The organism is Bacillus sp. FSL E2-8887 (genome assembly GCF_038007205.1).
In the GTDB taxonomy this organism is placed as follows: domain Bacteria; phylum Bacillota; class Bacilli; order Bacillales; family Bacillaceae_G; genus Bacillus_A; species Bacillus_A mycoides.
The window spans coordinates 4,367,007-4,385,988 of the sequence record NZ_JBBOWS010000001.1 but is presented as its reverse complement, the minus strand read 5'-3'; the positions used below and the strand labels follow the sequence as shown (position 1 = coordinate 4,385,988).

Annotated in this window: 20 protein-coding genes, 2 pseudogenes and 1 riboswitch; of the genes and pseudogenes, 8 read left to right on the top strand and 14 right to left on the bottom strand. The window is 36.2% G+C overall.

Features of this window, described 5'->3' with window-relative positions; translation table 11 throughout:
- Position 1 precedes the first annotated feature (1 nt).
- Positions 2-2,029: a catalase gene (locus NSQ08_RS22535; protein WP_340778931.1), complete on the bottom strand. Its 2,028-nt coding sequence runs from the start codon at positions 2,027-2,029 to the stop codon at positions 2-4.
- A 172-nt stretch (positions 2,030-2,201) separates the two neighbouring features.
- Here NSQ08_RS22535 and NSQ08_RS22530 point away from each other — a divergent pair, with 172 nt between their 5' ends.
- Both NSQ08_RS22530 and NSQ08_RS22525 read left to right on the top strand, forming a co-directional pair.
- Positions 2,202-3,431 (top strand): ATP-binding protein, encoded by a 1,230-nt coding sequence (locus NSQ08_RS22530; protein ID WP_340778929.1) that lies wholly within the window; start codon positions 2,202-2,204, stop codon positions 3,429-3,431.
- Positions 3,432-3,456: 25 nt separating this feature from the next.
- On the top strand, positions 3,457-4,674 hold the full coding sequence (locus NSQ08_RS22525; protein ID WP_002034441.1) for an ATP-binding protein: 1,218 nt from the start codon (positions 3,457-3,459) through the stop codon (positions 4,672-4,674).
- A gap of 255 nt (positions 4,675-4,929) precedes the next feature.
- On the opposite strand, the gene NSQ08_RS22520 is transcribed toward NSQ08_RS22525, so the two are convergent.
- From NSQ08_RS22520 to NSQ08_RS22510, 3 genes and pseudogenes are all read right to left on the bottom strand, one after another.
- Complete coding sequence (locus tag NSQ08_RS22520) at positions 4,930-5,937, bottom strand: collagen-like protein (RefSeq protein WP_340778925.1); 1,008 nt, start codon at positions 5,935-5,937, stop codon at positions 4,930-4,932.
- Positions 5,938-6,075: 138 nt separating this feature from the next.
- Positions 6,076-6,269 (bottom strand): annotated as a pseudogene (locus tag NSQ08_RS22515) (Nif3-like dinuclear metal center hexameric protein); the annotation flags it as partial.
- A gap of 62 nt (positions 6,270-6,331) precedes the next feature.
- Positions 6,332-6,514 (bottom strand): hypothetical protein, encoded by a 183-nt coding sequence (locus NSQ08_RS22510; RefSeq protein WP_002034443.1) that lies wholly within the window; start codon positions 6,512-6,514, stop codon positions 6,332-6,334.
- Positions 6,515-6,725: 211 nt separating this feature from the next.
- On the opposite strand from NSQ08_RS22510, the gene NSQ08_RS22505 reads away from it, so the two are divergent.
- Together NSQ08_RS22505 and NSQ08_RS22500 are read left to right on the top strand one after the other, a co-directional pair.
- The gene (locus tag NSQ08_RS22505) at positions 6,726-7,049 is read left to right on the top strand and encodes an iron-sulfur cluster biosynthesis family protein (protein WP_061674603.1); all 324 of its coding nucleotides are present in this window, start codon (positions 6,726-6,728) and stop codon (positions 7,047-7,049) included.
- Between the two features lie 113 nt (positions 7,050-7,162).
- Positions 7,163-8,068, top strand: a complete 906-nt coding sequence (locus NSQ08_RS22500; protein ID WP_061688343.1) for a DMT family transporter — start codon at positions 7,163-7,165, stop codon at positions 8,066-8,068.
- 28 nt (positions 8,069-8,096) lie between these two features.
- On the opposite strand, the gene NSQ08_RS22495 is transcribed toward NSQ08_RS22500, so the two are convergent.
- Positions 8,097-8,318 (bottom strand): hypothetical protein, encoded by a 222-nt coding sequence (locus tag NSQ08_RS22495; protein ID WP_002034446.1) that lies wholly within the window; start codon positions 8,316-8,318, stop codon positions 8,097-8,099.
- Positions 8,319-8,607: 289 nt separating this feature from the next.
- Here NSQ08_RS22495 and NSQ08_RS22490 point away from each other — a divergent pair, with 289 nt between their 5' ends.
- Entirely contained in the window at positions 8,608-8,991 is a 384-nt protein-coding gene (locus NSQ08_RS22490; RefSeq protein ID WP_340778918.1) for an ATP synthase subunit I, read from the top strand.
- 462 nt (positions 8,992-9,453) lie between these two features.
- On the opposite strand, the gene NSQ08_RS22485 is transcribed toward NSQ08_RS22490, so the two are convergent.
- Both NSQ08_RS22485 and pckA read right to left on the bottom strand, forming a co-directional pair.
- On the bottom strand, positions 9,454-9,651 hold the full coding sequence (locus NSQ08_RS22485) for a hypothetical protein (protein WP_002089120.1): 198 nt from the start codon (positions 9,649-9,651) through the stop codon (positions 9,454-9,456).
- A 296-nt stretch (positions 9,652-9,947) separates the two neighbouring features.
- Positions 9,948-11,534 (bottom strand): phosphoenolpyruvate carboxykinase (ATP), encoded by a 1,587-nt coding sequence (pckA, locus tag NSQ08_RS22480; RefSeq protein WP_002034448.1) that lies wholly within the window; start codon positions 11,532-11,534, stop codon positions 9,948-9,950.
- Between the two features lie 228 nt (positions 11,535-11,762).
- A riboswitch (SAM riboswitch) is annotated at positions 11,763-11,884 on the top strand.
- Positions 11,885-12,053: 169 nt separating this feature from the next.
- Here pckA and metK point away from each other — a divergent pair.
- On the top strand, positions 12,054-13,253 hold the full coding sequence (metK, locus tag NSQ08_RS22475) for a methionine adenosyltransferase (RefSeq protein ID WP_002015707.1): 1,200 nt from the start codon (positions 12,054-12,056) through the stop codon (positions 13,251-13,253).
- A gap of 115 nt (positions 13,254-13,368) precedes the next feature.
- Here the strand turns inward: metK and NSQ08_RS22470 are convergent, their stop codons facing one another.
- Together NSQ08_RS22470 and NSQ08_RS22465 are read right to left on the bottom strand one after the other, a co-directional pair.
- Positions 13,369-13,551: a hypothetical protein gene (locus tag NSQ08_RS22470; protein WP_002067721.1), complete on the bottom strand. Its 183-nt coding sequence runs from the start codon at positions 13,549-13,551 to the stop codon at positions 13,369-13,371.
- A 6-nt stretch (positions 13,552-13,557) separates the two neighbouring features.
- Positions 13,558-13,737: a hypothetical protein gene (locus NSQ08_RS22465; protein ID WP_002067722.1), complete on the bottom strand. Its 180-nt coding sequence runs from the start codon at positions 13,735-13,737 to the stop codon at positions 13,558-13,560.
- Positions 13,738-13,974: 237 nt separating this feature from the next.
- Here NSQ08_RS22465 and NSQ08_RS22460 point away from each other — a divergent pair, with 237 nt between their 5' ends.
- Positions 13,975-14,484 carry a MogA/MoaB family molybdenum cofactor biosynthesis protein gene (locus tag NSQ08_RS22460; RefSeq protein WP_002034407.1) on the top strand — a complete coding sequence of 170 codons (510 nt, stop codon included), beginning with the start codon at positions 13,975-13,977 and terminating at the stop codon, positions 14,482-14,484.
- Complete coding sequence (locus tag NSQ08_RS22455) at positions 14,481-15,083, top strand: molybdenum cofactor guanylyltransferase (protein WP_002190967.1); 603 nt, start codon at positions 14,481-14,483, stop codon at positions 15,081-15,083. The genes NSQ08_RS22460 and NSQ08_RS22455 overlap by 4 nt, the downstream gene beginning before the upstream one ends.
- A 218-nt stretch (positions 15,084-15,301) precedes the next feature.
- Here NSQ08_RS22455 and NSQ08_RS22450 read toward each other — a convergent pair whose 3' ends face one another.
- From NSQ08_RS22450 to NSQ08_RS22430, 5 genes and pseudogenes are all read right to left on the bottom strand, one after another.
- Positions 15,302-16,414, bottom strand: a complete 1,113-nt coding sequence (locus NSQ08_RS22450; protein WP_340778912.1) for an RNA-guided endonuclease TnpB family protein — start codon at positions 16,412-16,414, stop codon at positions 15,302-15,304.
- Positions 16,415-16,425: 11 nt separating this feature from the next.
- Positions 16,426-16,609, bottom strand: a pseudogene (locus NSQ08_RS22445) (IS200/IS605 family transposase); the annotation flags it as partial.
- Between the two features lie 3 nt (positions 16,610-16,612).
- On the bottom strand, positions 16,613-17,755 hold the full coding sequence (locus NSQ08_RS22440; protein ID WP_340778910.1) for a glycosyltransferase family 4 protein: 1,143 nt from the start codon (positions 17,753-17,755) through the stop codon (positions 16,613-16,615).
- Between the two features lie 12 nt (positions 17,756-17,767).
- Entirely contained in the window at positions 17,768-18,298 is a 531-nt protein-coding gene (locus NSQ08_RS22435; protein ID WP_002167520.1) for a phosphatase PAP2 family protein, read from the bottom strand.
- Between the two features lie 145 nt (positions 18,299-18,443).
- The gene (locus tag NSQ08_RS22430) at positions 18,444-18,956 is read right to left on the bottom strand and encodes a gamma carbonic anhydrase (RefSeq protein ID WP_088032209.1); all 513 of its coding nucleotides are present in this window, start codon (positions 18,954-18,956) and stop codon (positions 18,444-18,446) included.
- Positions 18,957-18,982: the final 26 nt, after the last annotated feature.

Here is an 18,982-nt window from a genome sequence, read left to right as displayed (position 1 = left end):
TTTAATAGGCTCTTTCCCAAAATCGCTGTTTTGTCATTGCCTGAATAAATTCATTCGCAAGTAAGGTAGGATTTTGTTCTGTTATAACGCCAGGTTTTCCTTCGATGTTTAAAGATTGAACAATAGTAGTTCCATTTTGGAAAGCGCCAATTGGCTTAAAGTGATTATACGATTCTACGACGAATGAACTTGCCTTGTTAAGAAAATGATCATTAATATTTCCGCCAATAAGAAGTAGCCCATCATAAAGAAGTGGTGATCCTGTTAAGAAAGTATCATTCACTTCCCACTGTCCATTTTGAGAGCCTTGCACAAAACCTAATCGTTCGGAAATAATAACGGGCTGAAGACCGGCTTGTTTGAATTGATTTATAATATATTGTGCGTTTTGACCGTCATATCCGTTTGCGACAATGACGCCTACTCGTAATGTATTTGGGCTGAATGTTGTATGTTCCATACTTAGTGCTGGTGAGGATTTTGTAACATTTGATTCTTGAACATTTGGCACTGTTGCCCCGACTGCTTCAGCTACTAAAGTAGCTAATTCTGTACTTATATGACCAATCATACCTACGACTTGTTGGCGAATTGATTTACTTTTTACTTTTCCTAATTCAAAGGAAAAGGCCTGCATAATATGGATTTTTTCGACGTGGCTCATACTATTCCAAAATAAACGGGCTTGTGAGAAATGGTCTTTAAAACTAGCGGCTGTCTCTCTTGTTTTATGTCCAGAAACAGTAGAAGGATATGTAACGAAACCGCCTTTCGTACCAGGTACAGTAAAGGGAGAGTTATTAGCTAAAGAGTTATTATGGTAAGCGACTTTTCCTTTATCAATTATATATTTAGACGCACCATCTCTTTGATTGTTATGAAAAGGACATACCGGACGATTAATCGGTAACTCTTGATAGTTTGTACCGACGCGGGCTAATTGTGTATCTGTATAAGAAAAGAGTCTACCTTGTAAGAGAGGATCATTTGTAAAATCGATACCGCGGACGATGCTTCCAGGGTGCAGTGCGACTTGTTCTGTTTCCGCAAATACGTTATCAACGTTTCGGTTTAACGTCATTTTTCCGATGATCTTAACAGGGAAGTCTTCTTCCGGCCAAATTTTTGTTGCATCTAATATATCGAAATCGTATTTAAATTCATCCTCTTCTTCTAAAATTTGAACGCCAAGTTCGTACTCAGGGTAGTTTCCGGCATTAATATTTTCCCATAAATCACGGCGATGATAATCTGGATCAGCGCCGCCTAGTTTTTGAGCTTCATCCCAAATTAACGAGTGAACGCCAAGCTTTGGCTTCCAGTGGAATTTTACGAATCGTGACTTTCCGTGCGTATTAACTAAACGAAATGTATGAACGCCGAACCCTTGCATCATTCGAAAACTTCTCGGAATTGCGCGATCCGACATAATCCACATCATCATCGCAGCTGATTCTTGATTATTGGCGATAAAGTCCCAAAAAGTATCGTGTGCTGTTTGTCCTTGGGGAATCTCATTATGTGGCTCTGGTTTAAGAGCATGAATAAGATCCGGAAATTTAATACCATCTTGAATGAAGAAAATCGGAATGTTATTACCCACTAAATCGAAATTTCCTTCCTCTGTATAAAACTTAACAGCGAATCCTCGTACATCTCGGTTTGTTTCATTTGCACCTTTTGATCCAGCAACTTCAGAAAAACGAATAAAAATAGGTGTCTTTTTAGATGGGTCTTGTAAAAAATGAGCCATTGTTAAGTCTTCTAAAGAATCATATAGCTCAAAAACACCATGTGCTCCGTAACCGCGGGCATGAACGACTCTTTCAGGAATTCGTTCACGGTCAAAATGAGCGAGTTTTTCTCGCATCAGGAAATCTTCTAAAAGTGTAGGACCACGATCGCCGGCGGTTAAAGAGTTTTCATCATTTGAAATTTTGACACCCGTATTCGTTGTCATCTCTTTTCCTTCATTGTTTTTCGTAAAGGATTGTAACTGTTCTATCTTCTTATTTTCACGACCGTCCATATAAAGCACCTCCCATATTATACGTATTATTGTGCATGGTTTTTATGCTTACATATGGTGTGGGGAAGTATATTATCTATGGATTGATTTTCCTCATTTGTTCAATTTATCTTTGTTTGTCTATGAAAATCATTTATTATAATAAATGGTATTCTTTTGAAGGGGTGTTGAAGTGGAAGAGAGTTTTCTATCAGCTAAAGAAGAAAAGAAAAACGCTAAGATTTTCTTATGGGTAATACATGTTATTTTAATTGTATACGAGGTTGCATACGCGATTATATTAGAAGATACAATGCCTTTAGGAAATTGGCATAAAGGGATATGGAAGCTTGCATATATTATGGCTATATTAGGTATTAGTGTTTACTTATTTGAGAGAGAAAAAGCATATTTAGTTAAATATACATATTTATTTGCATACATGATCGCAGAGACTTTTAATATTGGATGGTATGCTTTTCATAATAGAATAGCATTTGATGAAGGGAATGTAATTGAATATATTTTTATTTTCTTCGTACCGATCTTTTTGAGTAAAAGATATTTATTTGTCTTAGCGCCATTCCTTATAGGGAAATATATGATATACCTATTTGTATTTGGAGAACTTAACCTGTTTATGTCTCTTGTTATAAATATGGTGTTACTTTTCGTGTCATTTATTATTTTAAATCGATTTTTACAATATCTTTCAGCAGTAAAGGGACGTATTGCAGAGGCAAGTCAGTCACAAAAATTGGCGGTTATCGGAAAAATGGCAGCGACAGTCGGACATGAAATTAAAAACCCACTTGCTTCATTAAAAGGGTTTACGCAATTACAAAAAGAGAAACACGAAAAAGATGCAACATATGAACAAATGATTCTCAAAATCGAAAATATGAATAATATGATTAGCGAATTAATGGAGGTTGCTACATGTAAACCTTCTGTTTATGGAAAACACATTATAAGTGATGTTTTAGTACAAGCGGTAGAAAACATGCGCGGAAAAATGAACGAGTTAAATATAAATTGCACCTTTAATGAAGAGCAAAATAGAAGTGAAATTGAATGTGATAAACGCAAATTAAAAGGAGTATTTTTGTATGTTATTAAAAATGCTTTAGAGGCAATGGAACATGGCGGAACATTAAAAATACAAGTTGAAAATAAAAAAAGAGATTATGTAATAGTAAGTATAGTAGATAGTGGTTTTGGGATAAAAAAGGATAATTTAGGACGAGTTAAGGATGCTTTTTATACAACGAAGCAAGATAGAATTGGATTAGGTCTTACGGTAGCAGAGCGAATTGTGACAGAGCATCTTGGAGAATTACACATTTCTAGTGAAGTAAAGAAAGGAACGAGAGTAGAAATACTGCTCCCGAAAAAATGTGAGCGCAATGTGACACAAGATTAAGAGGTGTTGTTAAAGGAGTTATCATATGGAAAAAGGAAATATATTTGAAAAAGAAGAGATAAAGGCATTAATAATATTTTTAAGCTTATTCTTCGTTATATTTTTTGCGTATGATTTTGCTGAAAAAGTTATTGTCCTTTTATCAGATAAAAATCAAAAACTAGCAGATGCTTTTGGAGAAGGGTTAGGTTTATGGCTATATAGTTTGATGGTTGGATTATTCTTTATAGGACTTTATTTTATGAAATGGAAAAAGCCGTATATTGTGAAGTATATTATTTTAATTGGCTATAATATATTGGATTTTATTAATAACTTCATTATTTATTACGGAAGTGATGCGGAATTTGATGGCGGGAATATAGTAGAAGGATTCTTTATTTTATTTGCACCGATATTTGTGAATAAGAGGTACTTTTGGTTAGTTGCCGGAACTATTGTTGGAAAATATGCACTTATGGGATTCGTTGTTCAATCCTTTATTGTTCTTATCCCAATAGCATTATATAGCGTGTTTGTTATTATATGTTGGATTATATTTTTAAGATTCCAATCTTACGTTCGTACACTTGAAATGATGGATAAAGAAATAAGAAATGTAGAGAAATTAGCAATGGTTGGGAAAATGGCGACAGTAATTGGCGATAAGATTAGAAGACCGTTAGAAAAATTGAAAAAACTTGTGAATAAGCAAGCGAAAAAATATCCAGAAGATAAAATTTATAGTGAAATTATGAGACAGGAAGTAGAGCGAATTCATACAATTGCTACAGAACTAAATGGGTTTGAGAAATCTAAATCGGTAGAATCCGAAACGCATAATATTAAAGAAATCATCTCTTATGTTATCAGGGTTATGGAAAAGCCAGCTTTAGAACAAGGGATAAAAATGCATGCTATTTATAGTAAAGATATACCATCAATTACATGTGAGGAAAAACGATTGAAACAAGTATTTTTTAATTTAATAAAAAATGCGATTGAAGCAATGTCAGTTGGCGGAACTATTACTGTAAAAGTTATAGTGGAAGATGTGATCATTGTTCAAATTATAGATGAGGGATGCGGCATTCCGAAAGATAAAATTCCGAAGCTAAATGAAGCTTTTTACACAACGAAAGAAACTGGAACAGGCTTAGGATTAGTAGTTACGGAAAAAATTATTAAAGATCACCACGGTAAATTGAACTTTGAAAGTGAAGTTGGAGTTGGAACGACTGTTGAAATTATGTTGCCGATTTAATTATAGTGGGATATTTTAAAAAGGGGAAATCACTTTCTTTAGAGTGATTTCCCTTTTCAGTGTGGAAGGAAGTACGGAATTTTAATAAACGGGATGTTTACAACATTGACAAACTGTACAAATTCACAATCCAAAATATGGGTGTTTTAAAGCGAGAGTATATAATGAATTTGTCTGTTATTTGTTTTCATTTATTTGTAATTTTTTTGCCTCGGTAGCGAGTTTTTTGTGAAATGAACGATTTGTAAGTGAGGGCTATATATCAGTGATTAGAAAAATAGAATATACAGCACTTGCCGTAATCCCGGGGGTAATATAAAGAGATATCGCATCCCCCCTCGAAAACAGGTTTCCGGTTGTAATACTAGTCCAAGTTACAGTGGCAGGTCCAGGTGCTGGAGTAGGGTTATACACTTGAGGTTGTCTAGAGCCAATATCCGTAGGTTTAATTGAAAATGTGATAGTTCCCGTAATTTTATCTGTAGTAGTTAAAGTAATAGTAGATAGGATGTAACTAGAGGTAGGGGCAGAGAGGTTTGTTGGGACATTCCTGCAAATATCAATCGTATAAACAGCAGCGGGTAAGTTATTAATATTTATAGATGTAGCAAAACCAACTATATTTCCAGCTCCAGCAGTTACATACGGAATAACGTTAGAATCAATTCCAGGAGAACCTGCTATACGTTGAAACCCAGCATTCGTCCCTTGAAAAACAATACTTTTCGCTGTTGAACTACCAGCAGGTCCAGTAGTTCCAGTAGAACCAGTGACTCCAGTAGCTCCGGTAGAACCAGTGGCACCAATAGTTCCGGTAGCTCCGGTAGAACCAGTGACTCCAGTACTTCCGGTAGCTCCGGTAGAACCAGTGACTCCAGTAGTACCGGTAGAACCAGTAGTTCCGGTAGTTCCGGTAGAACCAGTAGAACCAGTAGTTCCGGTAGCTCCCGTAGAACCAGTGGGACCAGAAGTTCCGGTAGCTCCGGTAGGACCACCTTCTACCAATACGATATAATCTTGAGACACATTCGGAAATCCTTGAGGTGCATCTTTTTTTACAACATAGCCGCTACTCGTGTAAGTGACAACTTGTCCCGTTTTATAGTTAGGAGCGGCTGCTAGACTAAAAGCGGTAGTACTTTGCAAACCGGCCCCGGCATTGCCAGTAGGTCCAGTAGCACCAGTGGGTCCAGTAGGTCCAGTACTGCCGATAGAACCGCTGTTGCGTCTACCGTCACAACTAAAGCAATTGCGTTGGTACATATATTATCTCCTTTCTATATTTTTGAAAATCTAGTTTTAAAAGTAGAACTACTTTATATATATTGTAGATTCTATATTTATGTGTGGTCGATCGTATTGTGTATATAGATTTTAAAAATAGGGGAGGTGTTATTAGTTTTATAACCACCAGGTCTCCTGCGGAATCAAAGTAACATCTACATCAATGTCTCTTTCACTAAATATTCAGAGGCAGAGTGTGACACACCGATGAGTGACATATTTGTTTCTTTCGCATAATCCATAATGAGTGAGTATTTATGCCTACCATAATCATTGTCGATATGGCAATGGATTTCTCCTGTAATAAATGATTAAGTTATTGTTCTATTTCTTTTAAGGCTGGCATGTTTGGTAATCCTCCTTAAGATAGTTCTTACTTTGTTAGTTGTTTTTGTTTTTTTATGGAAAAATAAGAAGCGGATAGGAAACAAATAAAACCTAGAATCCAGCCAATAGAAGGAGAATAGGGAAGTATATGTTGTAATACCATTCCGCTAGAAATAAAAAAGCTACCTAATAGACCTAAGAAAATGAGATATCGCTGTAGTTTGAACATCAGTGATACAACCTCCTTTATCATGCATTAACTACTCGTAAAAGCCTGATTGGCGAGGGCTAATAATCAGAGGGGGATGGATACCTCCCTGATTAAAGTTTCACTTTATCACATATATTTTATAGTAGTCTTAATTTTCTGTATATAAGATTCAAGAAAAATGGTGGTACAATATATAAATGATACGAGAAGAGAGGATGTAGGTTAACACATGTACGTTACTGTAACAGAGGCAGCATATAAAAAGATTATGAATACGATTCCAAGTGAAACGAAATATATAAAGTTATTTTATGATAATGAAGGTTGCGGTTGTGTTATGAGCGGGATTATTGATTTAGTAGCCGTTTCAGAGAAAGATGAGCGCGATGTAGATATCGAATCAAGCGTACTAAACTTTATTGCAGATCGCACAAAGCTTGTATTTATGGATGATAAATTAACAGTTGATTGGCATGAAGTTGGAGGGACTTTCCAGTTGAAGAGCCCAAGCCAGTTTTATAATCCGAATATGAAGTTACATGTTCGATTATAATGAAGAGAGAAGGAGTATATAATATGCTCCTTTTTCTTATGGATTTTTTCACATAATGAAATGTACATATAGTTGAATTTTCTGTATAATTCTCTTTGCGGAGGGGGTTGCGCATGAAAAGGTGGGGAATTGAGTTATTAATTTTAAGTGTCGTTATTATTTGGGGGATTAACTATACGATTGCGAAATATGGACTTTTAGAATTTACAGCAATAGAGTTTACTGCAGTTCGAATGATGACAGCAGCACCACTACTGTTATTACTTACGTTCTTTATCGAAAAGTCACTTTATATGGAGCGAAAAGATATACCAAGATTAATCATCGTTAGCGTTGTAGGTATTGTACTGTATCAAACGTTATTTATGGAAACTGTAAAATACACATCCGCTACAAATGCTTCTTTACTCATATCTATTTCACCTATTTTTACAACTGTATTTGCGATTTTCTTGAAACAAGAAAAATTTTCTTCTCGAAAGTTAGTTGGTTCCATGATTGCCTTTATTGGTGCTACATTAGTTTTAGTAGCGGGGCATTCACTCGCTAGTTCTTTCTACGGAAATGGGATTGGACTTATTACATCAATATGTTGGGGACTTTATCCCGTTTTAGCAGGGCCGCTTATTAAAAAATACTCAGCATTACGTGTTACTGCATGGTCGACATTAGTTGGAGCGATTCCGCTCTTATTGTTAAGTGGTCCACATGTATTTGTCATGCCATTTCACATTACACACGGAATGACATTGTTTGCTTTACTATATTCTATTTTCTTTGTAACAGTATTCGGTTTAGTCATGTGGTATGTTGGTGTTCAAAAAATTGGTGCGTCACATACGATGGTATATATGTATATTACGCCGCTTGTAGCTGTTTTATTTGCAGCTGTATGGGCAAATGAATATGTATCGTTTCAACAAATAATCGGTGGAATCATCATTTTCTTCGGTCTATGGTTTGTGAAATCAGAGAAAGTAGAAGCTAATTCTATCGTGCAAGAACCTATATCAAAATAGGAAAACAGATCACCTATGATCTGCTTTCCTATTTTTTTATTTTTGGTAAAAATACGAGGAATAAAATGGCAGTAATAAGTGGGATTAAATTAAGAAAAGGAATGCGGAAGAGTGTAATAAGAATAATACCTGGAAGAAGAACACCGAGGACAGCATAGAAAATACTATGTTTTTTCGTGTACCAATACAAGGAAAGTCCAATAAGTGCAGGAACAATGAGATGAATGAGAGCCATTAAAAAATAAATCATTAGACGCCCCCTTTATTTATGTGCTTATTACATCATATCCGTATGTTCATAGATTGATATCAATTTTTTCATAATTGGACGAAAATGTTTTGAAAAACGTCACATTTATGAGGGATTCTATATTAGAAATCTTGTATAATATTATTTCCTAAAAGCATTTAAAAAACATAAACATACTGTTTATGTTTTTTAAATTTGAGTGAAATGAATTTTAAGTACCATAGACTCGAAAGAAATGAGTTATATAGCTTTGGTTGGATAGATAAAAACTATTGAAGGGGAGTACAATATGATTAGTATGTCATTAAGGTCGTTTAAAATTCAATCGTATTATCTACTAGGTATTCTGTTATTAGGCTGGATGTTAACACCGTTTTCAGCACATTTTCTAGGTGCAGGAATTGGACTTATTGTAAGCATGTATTGTGTTTGGATTTTAGGAAGGCGTATCGAAAAGCTTGGAGATAGTATAGTAAAGAAGACGAAAGCGCCGACGCTTGGTATGTTTAATCGCTTTGCAGCTGCAATTTTTGGTGCTATTATCATGTACGAAATTGAGCATCATATGGTAATGTGGGCATTTGCAGTAGGTATTCTGGGTGGTTATTTCTTAATCGTTATTAATTTAGGGTATTATAGTATGAAGGATGAGGAAGAATTAACGAAGGGCTGAAAAAGATAAAAAGATGAAAAGCCTCTTTTTAGATGGAATAGAGGATCCAGCGGTGGATAGAAGCGGTTAGGGCCTTTTTTAGCCACATGCGGTGCGAAACCAGAAGGAGCAAGTGAGCGAGAGATATCTTTATATTTTCAAAGCCTTGATTTGTATGTGTGAAAATCCGAGTATATCAATTGAAAATTAGGTTTGGAACTTTTTTAGATGGAATAGAGGATTCGGCGGTGGATAGAAGCGGTCAGATCCTTTTTTAGTCCCATGCGGTGTAAAACCAGAAGGATGTAGTGAGTGGGAAAATAGTTTATATGTTCGAAGCCGTGGTTTGTATATATGAAAATCCGGTTATTTAAATTGAAAATTGGCTTACTCTGGAATAAGGGATCCGGCGATGGATAGTACAACAGGAAGCGTAACTTTGTATAAAATATAGGTTTCCGCTTCCAATAAGTTAATATGAAATCACTTAGTAGTATGACTCTTAGGTTCTTTAAAAAAGTTGGATACAATACAACAAACTATTCCGGTAATTAGAATAATGTATTTTATCGTTTCACTTGTATGCTCAAATAAATTAACGTTAAGCATTACAAGTCCCCAAAACATTTGAATCGCTCCATAACTGAATAAAATTTTTCCTGTACGAGAAAAATTTTTCATGGGCCTCACCCTTTCCTTTATATGTAAATTATATCATAGGAAACTACAAACGAATGATTATAAAATGAATTTTCTGTAAATTTATAGGTATTGGTATGCAATAGATGAAGAGATTAAAGTTTCACTTTATATAAGATATAGAAAGAAGCTTACGTTTTTAACGTAAGCTTCTTTTTTATGTAAGTGTGTGTAACCGTTAAGCCGCATTGGGTTTTGTCGGTGAGTACGCGGAACTTTACGGTTACACGACACTTATTCATATGAGTAAAAGGGTTATTCCAACAGAAAATTTGTAATTAAGCGATTGGACCGCCTAAGTTAATAATAGCTTCAGAAACGCTATCGAATTTTTTGAAGTTTTCTTTAAATTCGTTTGCAAGCTCAATTGCTTTCACTTTGTAAGCATCTTTATCAGCCCAAGTTTGTTCAGGCATTAATACTTCATCAGGTACACCTGGAACATGACGAGGTACTTCAAGGCCAAAGATGTCGTGTTTTGCAGTTTCAGCTTTAGCAAGTTCACCGCTTAGTGCTGCTTGAATCATTGCACGAGTGTAACCTAAGTTCATACGTTTACCAACGCCGTATTCGCCACCAGTCCAGCCAGTGTTTACTAAGAATACTTTCGCATCATGTTTCTCGATTTTTTCACCAAGCATTTCAGCATAACGAGATGCATCAAGCGGTAAGAACGGTGAACCGAAGCAAGTAGAGAATGTAGCTTGCGGAGATGTAACACCGCGCTCTGTTCCTGCTAGCTTACTAGTGTAACCGCTTAAGAAATGGTACATAGCTTGTTCTTTTGATAACTTACTGATTGGAGGCAATACGCCAGATGCATCAGCAGTTAAGAAAATAATTGTATTTGGATGTCCTGCAACACTTGGCAGTACGATATTGTCAATCGCATGCATAGGGTATGCAGCACGTGTATTTTCTGTTAAAGTAGTATCGTTATAGTCAGCGATGCGTGTTTGACCATCAATGACAACGTTTTCTAAAACTGAACCAAATTTGATTGCATCGAAGATTTGTGGTTCTTTCTCATGAGAAAGGTTTACACATTTTGCATAGCAACCGCCTTCAATATTGAATACGCCGTTATCAGACCAACCGTGCTCATCGTCACCGATTAATTTACGGTTTGGATCAGCAGATAATGTTGTTTTGCCTGTTCCAGATAGACCGAAGAATAGTGCTACGTCGCCTTCTTCGCCTACGTTTGAAGAGCAGTGCATAGAAAGAATGTCTTGTTCAGGTAGTAAGAAGTTCATAATAGAGAAGATTGATTTTTTCATCTCTCCAGCGTATTCTGTACCACCGATTAGTACGATACGTTTTTCGAATGAAACCATAATGAATGCTTCAGAATTTGTACCGTCAATTGCTGGATCTGCTTTGAAGTTTGGTGCAGAAACAATTGTGAACTCTGATTCGTGAGTTGCTAATTCTTCTTCATTTGGACGAATAAACAATTGATGTACGAACAAATTATGCCATGCATATTCGTTAACAACTTGAATTGGTAGGCGATAGTTGCGATCAGCGCCAGCAAATCCTTTGAAGATGAATAACTCTTCTTTTTCTTTTAAGTATTCTAAAACTTTTATATATAATTTATTAAAATGTTCTTCAGAGATCGGTTGGTTCACGGCTCCCCAAGCAATTTTGTCAGCAACCGATGCTTCCTTCACAATAAATTTATCCTTAGGAGAACGTCCTGTGTATTTTCCTGTTGAAGCAGAAACGGCACCAGTAGAAGTTAATTTCCCTTCGTTTCGCATTAATACTTTTTCCACTAATTGCGGAACACTTAATTGAATCTGTGCATTGCTTCCGTTCAATAATTCATGTAAACCAATTTGGACATTCACAGTACTCATATTTATATACCATCCTTTTCATTTAATGAAATATTTCTCGTAATCCCCATCAATAGTATAACACAATTATATAAATAATGTATACTATTTATTTATTTTTGTTTGTGTGAATGTATCATTTCCCTATTAATATTTCATTCTATGGGTATTGAGAAAAACTTTCAGGAAAATGTGAATATTAATTGACAAATGAATATCATTTCTTTAGTATAGGTTGGGACGGATACTCTCTTATCCCGAGCTGGCGGAGGGACAGGCCCGATGAAGCCCAGCAACCTCATTTGTAGTGGTAAATACAGGTGAATAGGTGCTAAAACCTGTGCGAGGCTAACGGTCTCGAACGATAAGAGCAAAGGGCAAAAAGCAGTATGCAAGTAGCAAATTAAACCTTTCCTCTATGTTAAGTAGGAAAGGTTTTTCTGTATGCTTGTGTGGGAGAATAAATGTATGTCGCAGTTTGTGGCAAATTAAGGATGAGTTCCGTACAATATATACAATTACTGTAGGGAGGTTTACCACATGACAAAAAAACGTCATCTGTTCACATCTGAGTCTGTAACTGAAGGACATCCAGATAAAATTTGTGACCAAATTTCTGATTCAATTTTAGATGCGATCTTAGCAAAGGACGCAAATGCACGTGTAGCTTGTGAAACAACTGTAACAACTGGTTTAGTATTGGTAGCGGGGGAAATTACGACTTCTACTTACGTAGATATTCCAAAAATCGTTCGTGAAACAATTCAAGGCATTGGTTACACACGCGCAAAATACGGATTCGATGCAGAAACTTGTGCAGTTTTAACATCTATCGATGAGCAATCTGCTGACATCGCTATGGGTGTTGACCAAGCACTAGAAGCACGCGAAGGTCAAATGACTGACGCTGAGATTGAGGCAATTGGTGCGGGAGACCAAGGTTTAATGTTTGGCTTCGCATGTAATGAAACACAAGAATTAATGCCACTTCCAATCTCGCTTGCTCACAAATTAGCTCGTCGTTTAACTGAAGTACGTAAAGATGACACATTATCATACTTACGTCCGGATGGAAAAACGCAAGTTACAGTTGAGTATGATGAAAATGGTAAACCTGTACGTGTGGATACAATTGTAATTTCTACACAACATCATCCAGATGTTACGTGGGAAGAAATCGATCGCGATTTAAAAGAGCACGTAATTAAAGCTGTAGTTCCAGCAGAATTAATGGATGGAGAAACGAAATTCTTCATTAACCCAACTGGCCGCTTCGTAATTGGTGGACCACAAGGTGATGCTGGTTTAACAGGACGTAAAATCATCGTTGATACTTACGGTGGATACGCTCGCCATGGCGGTGGTGCATTCTCTGGTAAAGATGCAACGAAAGTTGACCGTTCTGCAGCATATGCAGCTCGTTATGTTGCGAAAAACATCGTAGCAGCTGGTCTTGCTGACAAAGCAGAAGTACAACTTGCATACGCAATTGGCGTAGCACAACCAGTATCAATTTCAGTTGATACATTAGGCACTGGTAAAGTATCTGAAGACGTATTAGTAGAACTAGTTCGTAACAACTTCGATCTTCGCCCAGCTGGTATTATTAAAATGCTAGACTTACGTCGCCCAATTTACAAACAAACAGCAGCTTACGGCCACTTCGGACGTACTGATGTAGATCTTACATGGGAACGTACAGACAAAGCAGCTACTTTAAAAGAGCAAGCTGGTCTATAATATATGAAAAAAAGCTTTGCGCTGTGTGCGCAAAGCTTTTTTTATTTGGTTTTATCCCGTAAAAGCCCGATTGGTTTAACTAATAATCAGTGGGGAAGAACAAAATCCCCACTGATTAAAGTTTCACTTTATTTACTACTTGAATGCAAGAACTACAATAAACTTCCCCGTCTAGCTCAATATACTTCTTCATATTTGTCATACCACTTGCCGGAAATGGCATATGAATCCACGCTTTTTCATACGTTTGTATTTCCTTTTCACATGATTTACAAAGGATTGGTTTCTTACGGAACATAGACGGTCACCCTTTCAGTTGGCGTGCTTTTCCTGCGCAAAAAGCACTGCTCAGTAAAAATAGCGTTGCGAATATAATACTCACTAATGTAGCGTATGGAATTGCTCCTTTTAGAGAAAAACCGACAGTGATGGAAGCAACAAATAAGAGGATGAATGTTGTTGTTAATTTTTTGTATAGTTCCATAGTGAGTGAACCTCCAAATTATTTTGTAATTTAAAATGAAATCTACTATGTAGAAAATATAAGGGGATTTAAAGAGTAGCTAATGGTGTGTAGTCCAGGCGTATAAGAAAGTATATTTTCCTTTTTGTGGTCGTATATACTTATATTGTATCACGGTGCATCATTTTATCATACATAATTGTGTAAAGATATGTATGATAAAATGAAGAAAAGTCTTTAGGAAAGGAAAGATGAAAAATGAGTGTAACTGAACATAAAAAACAAGCTCCAAAAGAAGTGCGCTGCAAAATCGTGACGATTTCCGATACACGTACGGAAGAGACGGATAAGAGCGGACAACTATTACATGAATTATTAAAAGAGGCAGGACATAAAGTGACCTCTTATGAAATTGTGAAAGATGATAAAGAAAGTATCCAGCAGGCTGTGTTAGCTGGTTATCATAGGGAAGATGTTGATGTCGTGTTAACGAATGGCGGAACTGGTATTACGAAACGTGATGTAACGATTGAGGCAGTTTCAGTGTTATTAGATAAAGAAATTGTTGGATTTGGTGAGTTGTTCCGTATGATAAGTTACTTAGAAGATATCGGAAGTAGTGCGATGTTAAGTAGAGCAATCGGTGGTACAATCGGGCGTAAAGTTGTCTTTTCGATGCCAGGGTCTAGCGGAGCGGTTCGTCTTGCGATGAACAAGTTAATTTTACCGGAATTAGGTCATATTACATTTGAGCTGCATCGTCAATGAGTAAGTGTGCTGGAATTGTATTAGCAGGAGGTATGTCGAGCCGATTCGGTGAGCCGAAAGCGTTAGTGGGCTGGAAAGAAAGTACTTTTATTGAGCATATTGTGAAAGTAATGGAAAGCGCTGTGCAAGAAATTGTAGTCATTAGTCATACTGATATAAAAGAGAGAGTAGAGCAATTAGTACAAGTTCCAGTTATAGAAGATATGTCGCACTATAAAGGAAATGGGCCACTTGCTGGAATAGTGTCAGGAATGGAATACATAGATTCAGATTGGTATATTATCATGCCTTGTGATGCACCGAACGTTTCAAATGAATGGATTACCATTTTATTAGAGCAAACGAGCGATGAATATGATGCTGTTGTCCCTATTATTAATGGAAGAAAACAACCGTTACTTGCAGCGTATAATAACCGCGTGAAAGAAAAGATTTATGCTTTGCTTCAAGAAGAAAAAAGAAGTATGGGCCAGCTTTTATCACAATGTAATGTGAAATATATTGCTGGTGAAGATGTACAAGCGAATGTAGATTGGTTTATAAATGTGAATACGAAAGAAGAATATGTGCAGGCTCAAAAAGACCTTTCAAATGAATGAAAGGTTTTTTGGTATACAGAAATTGGAGAACACTTGCTGTATAAAGGTATGTGAGTAAGTTGATTTTAAGGGGATTTCGTGAACTACCCGCCACTTAACGTCCTAAAGGAGTGTTTGAAGTGAGGGCTTCTCGGTTAATCATTACTTCTGATAGCTAACGAATTCGTCCTAAGACAGCCGAGCTAACTCCCTTGTTCCAAAGGTTATTTTATTACAATTTATGCTGACGCTAAAAGACGTATTGCTTCATTTTTGATATTGATGGCTGAGTTATAATCTCTATCGAGATTTACACCGCATATACAAGAATAGATTCGTTCAGACAATGTCAGACTTTTCACATTTCCACAGCTACTACATGTTTTTGTTGCTGGAAACCATTTGTCTATTTTCACAAGTTGTTTTCCTTGTTCGTTTAGTTTATAAGTTAAGAAAGAAGTGAACATACCCCACCCATTATCAGCGACACTTTTTCCAAAATGAAGTGCTTGCGATATTCCTTTCATGTTTAGATCTTCAATAGCTACAACATCAAAATTGGCAGCTAACTTTTTAGACTCATGATGAAGAAAATTCTTACGTTGGTTAGCTACTTTCTCATGTAACGTAGCTACACGAATACGTTGTTTATTCCAACGTTCAGAACCTTTATTGCGTCTTGATAATACTCGTTGAGCCTTTGTTAATCGGTCTAACATGTTACGATAGAACTTAGGATAATTGGCTTTCTCATCCTCAGAACTGACGTATAATCCATCCATTGCAAAGTCTAATCCAACAACTGTTTCTACTTCTTTTTGTACAATCTCTTTTTCGTATTCAGTCAAGATTGACACATAGTATTTACCAGTAGGTGTCATAGAAATCGTACAAGACTTGATCATATAATCTTGTGGTATCTCTCTATGTTTTTTGATACGTACCATTTTCAGTTTTGGCAATTTGATATGACCATTAAGCAACAGAATATTACCGTTTACTACATTCGTTGTATAAGACTTTCTGTCCTTTTTACTTTTGAATGTTGGGAAGTTATTTTGACCACTAAAGAAATTCTTATATGCAGTTTGCAAGTGTAGTTGAGCATTTGCCAAAGCTAATGAATCAACTTCTTTTAACCACTCAAATTCTGCTTTATATTTCGCAGGGGTTGGAGGCTTTTGTTTCTTTAGTTGTTCCTTATCATCTTTGTATTTTTCGTACGCTTCTTTTCGCTCAGCTAACATTCTATTGTACACGAAACGTACACAACCGAAGGTTTTACGTATAAGATTTGCTTGTTCTTCTGTTGGATACAACCGGAATTTATATGCTTTATTCTGCTTTGTCATATCATTTCACCTCACTTTTTACCTTGATTTTCAATATGTTTCTTTACTACGTCTATTGGCGAACTACCAGTAGTTAGTAAGCAAAAACTTCTTGACCAAAACATTTCTTTCTAAAGTTTTTTTCACTTGTGGAAAGTCTTTCTTGATTAGTTGAGAACTTGCACTTTTATAAGCATTAATAAATTTTGTCATTTCTTTTTAAGCGAGTAATTCTGATGCGGTGTGCTGAAGGACTGTTTCATATTGGTCAAGTAAGCCACGAAAGATTCCATCCCAGCTTTTTGATTGGGCATAAGACGAAGCCGCTATACCCATTTGCATAAGTTGATCTTCATTTTGCAATAAAGAATTGATGGAGAATAGAAAGGAATCTGTATCTTTTGGTGGACAAAGAATTCCTGTTTTTCCATCTGTAATAATATTTTTAACCCCGCCACTATTTGCACCAATGACAGGTGTACCGCATGCAAATGATTCAAGTACGACATTTCCGAACGTTTCAGTAGCTGATGGAAATACCATCATATGAGAAGAAGCATATGCTTCAGCTAAATCTGTGGCTTGTAAATATCCAGTAAAAGTGACATTTGTTTTCGGAACAGCTTCACGTAAATTTGTTGCTAGAGGCCCGTCTCCAGCGATGAGCCAATGAATATCGTCACGTTCTTTGTTTGTCGTTTGAATAAGTGTTTGAAGAGTATCGATATCTTTTTCAGGAGCAAGGCGCCCGACGTAGGAAAGAATATATTTCGCTGTAATATTATATTTTTTTCGGAATAGGTCTTTATTGTAAGTTGGATGAAAGAGAGTACAATCTACACCACGTCCCCAAATATAGAGCTGTTGAAATCCTTTTTTCTTTAATTGATGTAATGTTTCAGGAGAAGGAACAAAGTTTTTTTGCATATGACTATGAAACCAGCTTAAATAGTTCCATAGTATATTGGAGAGAAATTCGATTTTGTAATAGCGTAAATAGGCGTCAAAATCAGTATGATAAGAACCGACAACTGGGATATTCAACTTTTTGGCATAATATAACCCACAAAGTCCCATATTGAAAGGCGTAGCGATGTGAATGATATCAGGTTTAAAGGCAAGAAGTTCCCGCTTAATGCGCGGAGTAGGAAAGGCAAAGCGACATTCTGGATATAATATTGTTAACGGGATACTTCTCATTTTGTTCACATTCGCTACGAAATTATCTTCCGCCGTATGCTGAGGGGCGAAAACAGAATAGGCGATATTTTCTTTTTGAAAATATTTAGTTAAACGTTCCAAAGTTTTCGCCACACCGTTGACTTGTGGTGTAAATGTATCGGTAAATATGGCGACTCTCATCATATCGCTCCTTTACATGAGTGGAATGAGTTGATAAAAAGAGATGATGCCAGAGCAAGTGCCAAGGCACATGCCTACAAATACATCTGACGGATAATGAAGCCCTAAATAAATACGGGAAATACCGACGCATAATGCTAACGGTAATAGAAAAGCAAGCAAGTTTGGATTATAGCAAATAAATGGAATGAGGACAGAGAAAACAGCCGTTGTATGTCCGGATGGAAAAGAATGATCTTTTAAAGGCTGTACTGGATATTTCGCATCTTGAATTGTTAAATAAGGACGTTTTCGTGGATACCATCTTTTTAATATTTGCACAGGAATATGGCTAATTGTTAAAGAAATAGCAGTTGCAATTGCAGCTTGATGCAAATTCCCTGTTGCGAAAATTAAAAAGAATAGGGTAAGTGCAATGGAAAAACTTGCACCACCGATATGGGTAATATTGCTGAAAAAGATGTTTAATGTTTTTTGATCAAAGTAGCGATTAATTCCTTTGAAGATGTAACATTCTATTTTATATAGTCCACTGACCTTCATGAGATTTTTCCTCCCTCATTTACATATATATGGAGTTATTAACTTCTATTTTAATAAGATTTTATTGAGGGGATAATAAGGTTTTGTAAAGAAAAAGTTAGATTTTTTCATAAAAAAAGCTGCCAGTCTTATGGCAGCGATAAAATCACTTTTGTAACGATTTATAATATTGTCCTTTTTCAACGTATTGTGTGCGGATACGTTCCATATCTTTACGGTCTTCTTCTGTTAATTCGCGAATGACCTTCGCAGGGCGACCGAAAGCTAACGTATTAGGAGGGATTTTCTTTCCTTGTGAAACGAGACTACCAGCACCGATAAAGGCTCCTTCACCAATTTCAGCACCATCTAATATAATAGATCCCATTCCAATTAAAGCATCGTTTTTAATATGACAGCTATGTAAAATAACTTGATGCCCAACTGTAACATCGTTTTCTAAAATAAGAGGGTACTGCGGGCTTTGATGAAGTGTACATTGGTCTTGTACATTTACTCGGTCTCCAATGATTGTTGGTGACACATCGCCGCGTATGACTGTATTAAACCAAATACTTGATTCCTCACCAATGGAAACATCGCCTGTAATGGTAACATAGTCAGCGATAAAAGCACTACTCGCAATTTTCGGATTTTTTTCTTTGTAAGGGTATATCATGTAAAGCCTTCCTTTCCTAGAGACTA

Coding starts and splice junctions, on each gene's coding strand:
- NSQ08_RS22505 (WP_061674603.1), top strand. CDS start 6,726: ATGTACGTTACTGTAACAGAGGCAGCATATAAAAAGATTATGAATACG.
- NSQ08_RS22470 (WP_002067721.1), bottom strand. CDS start 13,551: ATGTTCCGTAAGAAACCAATCCTTTGTAAATCATGTGAAAAGGAAATA.
- metK (WP_002015707.1), top strand. CDS start 12,054: ATGACAAAAAAACGTCATCTGTTCACATCTGAGTCTGTAACTGAAGGA.
- NSQ08_RS22485 (WP_002089120.1), bottom strand. CDS start 9,651: ATGAAAAATTTTTCTCGTACAGGAAAAATTTTATTCAGTTATGGAGCG.
- NSQ08_RS22500 (WP_061688343.1), top strand. CDS start 7,163: ATGAAAAGGTGGGGAATTGAGTTATTAATTTTAAGTGTCGTTATTATT.
- NSQ08_RS22520 (WP_340778925.1), bottom strand. CDS start 5,937: ATGTACCAACGCAATTGCTTTAGTTGTGACGGTAGACGCAACAGCGGT.
- NSQ08_RS22495 (WP_002034446.1), bottom strand. CDS start 8,318: ATGATTTATTTTTTAATGGCTCTCATTCATCTCATTGTTCCTGCACTT.
- NSQ08_RS22440 (WP_340778910.1), bottom strand. CDS start 17,755: ATGAGAGTCGCCATATTTACCGATACATTTACACCACAAGTCAACGGT.
- NSQ08_RS22435 (WP_002167520.1), bottom strand. CDS start 18,298: ATGAAGGTCAGTGGACTATATAAAATAGAATGTTACATCTTCAAAGGA.
- NSQ08_RS22535 (WP_340778931.1), bottom strand. CDS start 2,029: ATGGACGGTCGTGAAAATAAGAAGATAGAACAGTTACAATCCTTTACG.
- NSQ08_RS22465 (WP_002067722.1), bottom strand. CDS start 13,737: ATGGAACTATACAAAAAATTAACAACAACATTCATCCTCTTATTTGTT.
- NSQ08_RS22455 (WP_002190967.1), top strand. CDS start 14,481: ATGAGTAAGTGTGCTGGAATTGTATTAGCAGGAGGTATGTCGAGCCGA.
- NSQ08_RS22510 (WP_002034443.1), bottom strand. CDS start 6,514: ATGTTCAAACTACAGCGATATCTCATTTTCTTAGGTCTATTAGGTAGC.
- NSQ08_RS22450 (WP_340778912.1), bottom strand. CDS start 16,414: ATGACAAAGCAGAATAAAGCATATAAATTCCGGTTGTATCCAACAGAA.
- NSQ08_RS22460 (WP_002034407.1), top strand. CDS start 13,975: ATGAGTGTAACTGAACATAAAAAACAAGCTCCAAAAGAAGTGCGCTGC.
- NSQ08_RS22525 (WP_002034441.1), top strand. CDS start 3,457: ATGGAAAAAGGAAATATATTTGAAAAAGAAGAGATAAAGGCATTAATA.
- NSQ08_RS22430 (WP_088032209.1), bottom strand. CDS start 18,956: ATGATATACCCTTACAAAGAAAAAAATCCGAAAATTGCGAGTAGTGCT.
- NSQ08_RS22490 (WP_340778918.1), top strand. CDS start 8,608: ATGATTAGTATGTCATTAAGGTCGTTTAAAATTCAATCGTATTATCTA.
- pckA (WP_002034448.1), bottom strand. CDS start 11,534: ATGAGTACTGTGAATGTCCAAATTGGTTTACATGAATTATTGAACGGA.